Raw genomic sequence first — 6,636 nt, 5'->3', positions numbered from 1 at the left:
TCAGTCAGACTCCTGGTATACAAGCGGTTCAAGACTTTTCTGCACCACTAAGCTATTGCACTGTGGGCAATGAGTTCTAGAAGTTTCAAACTTACGCTCAACAGAAGCTGTACCATTTGATGCACCCGCAACTAGAGTTTTTGCCTTAGAAAGTGCAGGTACAAAGTAATCCTGATTCCAACCACTGAGATACTGCTGCCATCCTTGTTTACCTTCCGCTATGGCATCCAGGGCATTCTCCATCTTGGCTGTAAATTCTGCCTCCAGTAAATCAGGTAAAGCCTTCTGCAAAAACTCATCCACTTCCAAACCCAAAGCTGTGGGTTGTAGATTATCTTTTTTCAACTCTACATAAGCCCGTTTTTTAAGAGTGGCTACGGTGGGAGCATAGGTGCTGGGGCGACCAATGCCTTTGCGTTCCATTAGTTGTACTAATTTAGGTTCGCTGTAACGTGGCGGCGGCTGGGTTTGTTTTTTCTCATGGGCTGCATTCGCCAGAGTGAGTGCTTGCCCTTGTTGTAACGAAGGCAACTCTGAATCTTTGCTGAGATTATTCCAGTATCGAGCGTAACCGTAAAACTCAATCACTTGCCCCCTGGCTTGCCACAAAAGATTTCCTGATTGCGTAATGATTTGAGTTTTTCTCAGTTGAGCCGCTTTGCACTGGGACGCAATGGCACGTTTCCAAATAAGGACGTACAGGTTAAATTCATCAGGTGGTAATTCCGCACGTAGTTCTATTGAAGGACGAAAAACATCTGTAGGACGGATAGCCTCATGCGCTTCTTGAGCCGATTTGCTACTACGGTGTTTAGCTACCTGCTGCGGTACATTTGAGGGGTCGTTTTGTTCTAACCATTGCCGGGCGATCTGCTTTGCAGCAGCGCTTCGCTATCGCACAAAATTCAGGACTTAACATGACTGAATCTGTTCGCATATATGTAATCAACCCAGCTTCATACAGTTTTTGGGCAACCTGCATGGTTTTATCTGGGGAAAATCTCAACTTGGAACCGGCGGCTTGTTGAAGTGTGGAAGTTGTGAATGGCGGAGGTGGTTGACGATTGACGGTTTTCCCTTCGATTTGGATAATTTTGTGAGGATGCTGTCTTGCTTGTTCAACTAACCGTGTCGCCTCAGCCTCCGATAACACACGCTTAGATTCTGGTGATTTTGTCGCATTTGGGTTGGCATCATCATTGGTGTCAGTTTCTTCCTGTTGCGCTGAAGGGCGAGAATCGGTCGTACCTTTATAGAAAGCCCGAAATCCTTCAGCGTAATCAACAAAAACGTTCCAGTAGTCCTGGGGGACAAACTTCTGAATTTCTCTTTCTCGCTGGCAAATCAAATGTAGGGTGGCGCTTTGGACTCTGCCAACACTTTTAGCACCGTTGTTCAATGCCCACACCAAGGGACTACCTTTGTAACCTACCAACTTATCTAGACAGTCTCGGCACAGCCCCGCACCAACTAAGTTGAAATCAAGTTTTCGGGAGTTGGCTATTGCACTCCTAACCGCCGATGCCGTAATCTCCGTGTACACCACTCGCTTTGGTTCTTTCAATCCCAAAACTTCCTTGAGATGCCAAGCGATCGTTTCACCTTCCCTATCTGGGTCTGTTGCCAAAACAACTTCATCAACTTGTTTTACTGCGGCTTTGAGTTTTTGGATAGTTTCTTTTGCCCGTTGATCACGAGGAATATAATTGCACTTCACACGACCAGCATCTATGCTGAATCCCAGTGAATCATCGCCCTCATTACTCAGTTCTCGGATGTGACCACAACTGGCGCGAACAATCCAATCTGTACCCAAGATTTGACTGAGTTTTTTGACTTTACCGGGGGATTCGACTACAAGAAGACGCTTTGGCATGGCAGATGCGCTGTGATTACTTTATATTGAGTGTTTTGTATTGATAAGCAATTATTTCTTATATTTTAGTATAAGTGTACTATAATGATGGTTCTTTTAACTATTAAGGGTTAATGACTGCATAAGCTATTAGTAATAATGTCCACTTTACCAAATCTTTCGCAACAACAAGTTAACGCTACTCCTCAGTACGAAAGTATCACCGGAGTAGTAGAACGACTAACATTCCATTCAGAAGAATCCGGGTACACCGTGGCGCGTCTGGTGCGTCCCAGAGCCAAAGACCTCACCACCATTGTCGGTAGTTTCGCCAATATTCAGCCAGGGCAGACATTTCAGCTAACAGGCTTCTGGCGTGAACATCCACAGTATGGCCCACAATTTCAAGTCACAAATTACCAGGAAACAAAACCAGCAACTCTCACTGGCATTGAGAAATACCTGGGTAGTGGACTCATCAAAGGAGTCGGCCCAGTCACAGCCAAACGCATCGTTGCTCACTTCGGGCTGGAAACTCTAGAAATTATTGACAACCAAATTGACCGATTAATCGAAGTTCAAGGTATCGCTAAAAAGCGAGTCAAGCTGATCAAGAATGCTTGGGAAACCCAGAAAGCTATCAAGGAAGTGATGGTATTTTTGCAAAGCCACGGTGTTTCTACAACGTATGCAGTCAAAATTTACAAGCAATACCAAGATAAAGCAATAGCCACCGTAACCGAGAACCCCTATCAACTCGCCACCGATATCTACGGCATCGGTTTTCTTACTGCTGACAAAATTGCCCGTAACCTGGGTGTACCTTCTGACTCCGAGTTTCGTTACCAAGCCGGAATCATCCATGCTTTGAGTGAAGCCGCTGAGGATGGTCACTGTTATCTGCCCCAGCCAGAATTAATCGAGAAAGTTACCAAACTGCTGACAACAGATGATCATCAACCCACAGAAGAAGCGATCGCTGCCATCCTCAAAGACATGGGTGCAAGAGAGGATTTGGTCAGAGAAATTGTTCGGAACGACTATGGCGAAAAAATACCACTGTGCTACAGACCAACCTTTTTCTATACTGAGCAAAATTTATCACAGTTAATTAATAAAAAGTTACGCCAGCCGATTGTACAAGATATGCCCCGTGTTCGAGCTTGGATTGAACGCTTTACCGCTAGTCACAAGATTCAGTTATCATTACAGCAGCAGCAAGCGGTAGAGAAAGCAGCTTACTCCCCCGTAATGGTACTTACTGGTGGGCCTGGAGTTGGCAAGACTTTTACTACGCATACGATTGTCAGCTTGTGGAAAGCAATGGGCAAATCGATAGCCTTAGCTGCACCAACGGGCAGGGCAGCGCAGCGACTATCCGAGATGACAGGGCTGGAGGCAAAAACTATACATCGCTTGTTGGAGTTCGACCCTCGTTCAATGGGATTTAAGCGAGATCATGAAAACCCGCTGCCCCATACAGCCATTATTGCGGATGAAGCTTCGATGCTTGACCTGTTCCTGGCATACTCCCTGGTGAAAGCCGTAGCTCAGGGGGCGCAACTATTACTCGTAGGGGACATTGATCAGCTGCCATCAGTGGGCCCTGGTAAAGTGCTGGCTGACTTAATCACTTCGCTGCAAGTGCCAGTAGTCCGGCTAACGCAAGTATTCCGCCAAGCCCAGCAGAGTGCGATTATCACCGCAGCACATCAGATTAACCAGGGCGATTATCCTGTGCTAGAGCCAATCAGCGACAATCCGCAGTCAGATTGTCTGTGGCACGGAGGCGGACATACGCCAGAGCATGGTGTCCAAGCAATCTGTGAGTTGGTGAGCGAATTTATTCCCCGGCTGGGTTTTAATCCCGCTACTGATGTACAAGTGCTGTCTCCAATGTCACGGGGATTGGTGGGGACACGGAATTTAAATGCGGTGTTGCAGCAGCTAATCAACCCACCCGCACCGGGGAAAACCGAGATTAACCGGGGTGGAATGATTCTGCGGGTGGGCGATAGGGTGATTCAGCAGATGAATGATTACAACCGGGAAGTCTTCAATGGAGATTTGGGGACTATCACGGGTATTGATACTGAAGAACAGGAGGTTACGGTTGATTACGGTGGTCGTCCTGTAGTTTACGATTATGCTGACCTCAACGAAATTACGCTGGCTTGGAGTGTCACTATACACAAAAGCCAAGGCAGCGAGTATCCGGTCGTGATCATGCCACTATATATGCAACACTACATCATGTTGTCGCGGAACTTGTTTTATACTGGGCTAACCCGTGCCAGGAAATTAGCAATTGTGGTTGGTGACAAGAAGGCGATATCTCTGGCTGTGCGGACTACGAATGACCAGCAGAGGAACACGCGATTGTGGCTGAGGTTGGTGCAGCCTGTCTAAATTGGCATAATATCAATAAAAATTAATAAGTACGACTCCGCTTTACTGACAAATGCCTAATAGCAACTTTTAGCGCATCTTGTAAGGTAAATTCTGGAAACTGTTGCTGATATTCCTGCTTTTTTTGATGCCACATTGAGGGATTTAAATCAAAAACTTGATAATTTTTCCATTGATCAATATTGCTAATTAATTCCATCAACTCAATGCGAATTACCCAATTTGTTACCGCCTCTCCTAACATCTCGTCAATTTCCCAAAAACTTTTGTAGGGATAAACTTTTTGTACATTTTCAAACTGCTCTACAAACTGTAATAAAATCTCAGCACCCTGCTCTAAATGCTTGGTCAACCAAGCTTTGAGCCAAGCTTCTTTATCTTGAATGTAGACAATCACTTCTTGAAAATCTGCACGATCAAATCTAATTCCTTCTGGGGAAATTAGATAAGGAAGTCGAACAAAAGAAGCAGGGGCATCTGGGTAAGAATTATAGTCTATGATTTTATCTTCCCAATTCACCTTCCAGCCAGAATTTATGAGAGAATGAATTGTTTCAGAATTTTCTTCTGCCTCTTGAAAAGTGGCGAAGTACAAAGGATTGATAAAATAGTTAGTTAACTCAGTTTTATTCATAAAAATTCAAATCTCAGTCTTAATCAACTTCATATTTTTTCTTTAAAATTATTAAATAAAGATGCAAAATTAAAATAATTAAATTTAAACAAGCAAGCACAGAAAAACCTACAAGATAAGTTGTTGCTTTAGTTACTTCCTGTTCTGCTGCTTGTATCTCTGTTTTGGTTATATTTATTTCATGAAATAAATATTCATCTTCTCTGGTTAAATCTGTATTCTCCATTATGCTATAGCTAGGCGGACTTATTAGGATTCCGCTAACTAAGATAAAAGTAGTTAAAATAGTAACTTTTTTCATTTTCTTGTTCTTGCATTCTGACCTGATAAATCAATCTTGTATTTATCAAAATTAACATAACTAGGGTCTATACACATAAGTGCGCCTTTGTTTTTGTGTTCCAAAACTGGCGGATTGTAGTCCCCAACCTGTGAAATATGTTATATCATCAGTGCCACTCATCGAAATAAATTTTCCTTCTAAAGTTAGTGAATAATCACTTTCACGAACTATTTCAACAAAAGGTTGAATAACTTTAACTACTTGTTTAATATCTTCAGTTGTTATCAAAAAATCTCTGGATGGGAGCATTATTAAATTTTCTCCTTCACCTGTACCCAATCAGTCAAAACAGCACTACAACAAGCAGTTAGCGTAGGACGGCGCAAGCATTTTGTCTGATGCCGCGCCAGATATCCGCCTTCTTCTCCCCCTGCTTCAAAAGTTACTGATATTGCTGAGAAAATTTTGTTAGCCACATCTAGTGAAATTGATTTAGACCAAGCCATAATTGCCTTTTATATTAATTATATTACTGCTCAGATAAAATCTGAACTTCTTGCACCTCAGAAATAAACTGCTGACCAATTTCTTTACGCTTGCCTGATGAATCAAAAAAGACAAATCTAGAGGATGCACCAGATTTAATCTGCCGATGAAATCGAATTTGTGAGCCTCGAAAAGAATATGTTTGCCCACTTGTGAATTGCATATTGTTTACAGGGGTGGGGGTTTGCTTTCTCAGTTCTGGCAGTATTCCCAACAATAAAGACCCTGCCAGCACCAAAACCAAAGGATGAGTTTTCGCAAGATTAAACCACCAACGCCAATCCTTAAAGTTTGGTAGTTGAGGGAGTCGGAGATTCCAAAGGCTGAAATTCCCGAAACCAATTTGCACTTGACTACCGGGCAACCACTCCTCATCAGTATTCACAAAAACCACCTGAATGCGTGGGTTCTGCTCAACCATTGAGGCAGTCTTGAGTGCCGACGCTTGCTCACGGGCATCAGGCGAGAGGAAGCCCATGACAATCAGCTTGTGAGTGTTATTCAGCCCGTACAGGTTGAGTTGTCCAACTGCTTGGTATATGGTGTCACGGTTGAGGTATTTCTTCACTTCTGCGATCACTCCACCTTGCCAGTTAGACACAATATCTGCTCTGCCGCCATTGGCTTGTACTTCTAAGCGAGTCACAAATCCACGTTCAATTAGGCGATCGCCATGATTCCATTGCCGCACAGGGAAGTCGTAGTAAGTGCGGTCTTCTGGTTTCAAGGGAATTTCGACCGCAATCTGTTCGGGTGCATATATATAGAAGGGCAAATCTTCCTTTTCACTGATACCTAATGCCAGCTTGCTTGCAGCTTTGAATTTAGGGAGGGTGTTAAAATCTTCAGTTCTTACAATACTGTAGCCAAAAAAAGAGTATAAAAAAAAGGGCTGATGTAGTAGAGTTA

The 6,636-nt window shown here is 43.5% G+C and carries 6 protein-coding genes and 1 pseudogene; 1 reads left to right on the top strand and 6 read right to left on the bottom strand.

Translation table 11 applies throughout. From position 1 onward, the window contains the following. Nucleotides 1–39: 39 nt before the first annotated feature. A pseudogene (gene topA / locus ACM0OS_RS27990) lies at nt 40–1,876 on the bottom strand (type I DNA topoisomerase); the annotation flags it as partial. A gap of 138 nt (nt 1,877–2,014) precedes the next feature. On the opposite strand from topA, the gene ACM0OS_RS27985 reads away from it, so the two are divergent. After that, nucleotides 2,015–4,264 (top strand): ATP-dependent RecD-like DNA helicase, encoded by a 2,250-nt coding sequence (locus tag ACM0OS_RS27985; RefSeq protein WP_414546446.1) that lies wholly within the window; start codon nt 2,015–2,017, stop codon nt 4,262–4,264. A 22-nt stretch (nt 4,265–4,286) separates the two neighbouring features. On the opposite strand, the gene ACM0OS_RS27980 is transcribed toward ACM0OS_RS27985, so the two are convergent. The 5 genes from ACM0OS_RS27980 to ACM0OS_RS27960 all read right to left on the bottom strand — a co-directional run. Continuing rightward, nucleotides 4,287–4,898, bottom strand: coding sequence for a hypothetical protein (locus tag ACM0OS_RS27980; protein WP_414546445.1), 612 nt, complete (start codon nt 4,896–4,898; stop codon nt 4,287–4,289). A gap of 19 nt (nt 4,899–4,917) precedes the next feature. After that, entirely contained in the window at nt 4,918–5,199 is a 282-nt protein-coding gene (locus ACM0OS_RS27975) for a hypothetical protein (protein ID WP_414546444.1), read from the bottom strand. Nucleotides 5,200–5,259: 60 nt separating this feature from the next. Next, entirely contained in the window at nt 5,260–5,520 is a 261-nt protein-coding gene (locus tag ACM0OS_RS27970) for a hypothetical protein (RefSeq protein WP_414546443.1), read from the bottom strand. Then, on the bottom strand, nt 5,493–5,687 hold the full coding sequence (locus ACM0OS_RS27965) for a hypothetical protein (protein WP_414546442.1): 195 nt from the start codon (nt 5,685–5,687) through the stop codon (nt 5,493–5,495). Before ACM0OS_RS27965 ends, ACM0OS_RS27970 begins: the two co-directional genes overlap by 28 nt. A gap of 23 nt (nt 5,688–5,710) precedes the next feature. Beyond that, nucleotides 5,711–6,636, bottom strand: a 926-nt coding sequence (locus tag ACM0OS_RS27960; protein WP_414546441.1) for a hypothetical protein, incomplete at its 5' end; no start/stop codon positions are given.

Origin of the sequence: Nostoc sp. CCY0012 (genome assembly GCF_963920855.1) — a bacterium.
Taxonomy (GTDB): domain Bacteria; phylum Cyanobacteriota; class Cyanobacteriia; order Cyanobacteriales; family Nostocaceae; genus Cyanocohniella.
Note: the sequence above shows the minus strand (reverse complement) of the source record. Positions and strands in the feature narration are given on the sequence as shown.